The organism is Shewanella sp. 10N.286.51.B8 (genome assembly GCF_041469325.1).
Taxonomy (GTDB): domain Bacteria; phylum Pseudomonadota; class Gammaproteobacteria; order Enterobacterales; family Shewanellaceae; genus Shewanella.
Genome location: NZ_JBFRKG010000070.1, coordinates 1 through 1,253, shown reverse-complemented (window position 1 = coordinate 1,253; position 1,253 = coordinate 1). Strand labels below are relative to the sequence as shown.

Sequence of the window (1,253 nt, the reverse complement as noted above, 5' to 3'; positions counted from 1 at the left end):
TGTACTGGTCAACCCAAATTGGACACTTTTAGTTGAGAATGTTCAAACTCTACAGGTGACAGATCACCATTAGCAGAATGAAGTCGCTCCAAGTTGTAATATTTCATGTAAGCAGTCACATCTTGCTTCATAAACTCCCTTGTTGGTTGAGAAACTTTAAAAACCCAATCGTGTTTCAAACTACCAAAGAAACGTTCAACGACTGCATTATCCCAACACGCACCAACATCCCCCATACTAGCTCGAATACCATAGCTAGAAAGCAGCTTGCCGAATTGCTTGCTGGTATACTGTGATCCTCGGTCACTGTGAAATACCAGCCCTCTGGCCGGTTGGCGCAGATTGTAAGCTTTCATTAATGCCTTAGATATCAAATCCGTGGTCATACGCTTGTCTATGTGCCATCCAACGATCCGGCGTGAATATAAATCCATTACAACTGCCAAATACATCCAGCCTTCACCTGTCTTTAAATAGGTCACGTCACCTGCCCAAACCTGATTTGCGGATACTGGGTTAAAGTTCATGTTTAACAGATTATCAGCCACGGCATCAGAGTGTTTTCGCTGTGTCGTCACCTTGTAAGCTCGTCGCTGGGTAGCTTTGAGTCGAAGGCGATGCATAATTTTACGAACGAGATAGCGACCAACCTGGTAGCCTTCCTTGCGCAACTTCTTCACCATTTCACGATTCCCTAAGCTGCCTCTACTTTGCTTAAATAGCTGTCGAACAAGGCGATAAAGCTTCAGTGTTTCAAGGCTTATCACGTGTGCAGGGCGTTTATGCCAATCGTAATAGCCTGACTTACTCACACTCATTACTCGACATAACAGTGCTACAGGAAACAGGTTTGATTGCTGTTTGATGAAGCGAAATTTTACTTCATTTCTCTCGCAAAGAAGGCACTTGCCTCGGTGTGCCCCTTGGGTATTTTTAGGATTTCTTTCTCCATGCGTAATTCTTTGTTTTCTCTACGCAATCTCTTCAACTCATCACGTTCTGACTCTTCTAAAGCGATACCTTGTTGTAGGGCTTGGTATTTTTCCTTCCAGTTGTAAAGCAAACTGGTGCTAACCCCAAGAGACTTTGCTGCATCAGCAACGCTATAACCTTGCTCTAGCACCATCAAGACGGCTTCATCTTTATATGCTTGCGGATAACTCTTATGTGATTTTTTTTGACTCATATAGACCTCTTAATTTATTGACCATACTGTCTCAAAATTAAGTGTCCGATGGAATTAGACCAGAACA

1 pseudogene is annotated in these 1,253 nt (G+C 43.0%); it reads right to left on the bottom strand.

Annotated features, from left to right (window positions below):
* Positions 1–8: 8 nt before the first annotated feature.
* Positions 9–1,186: pseudogene (locus AB4160_RS19230) on the bottom strand (IS3 family transposase).
* Positions 1,187–1,253: the final 67 nt, after the last annotated feature.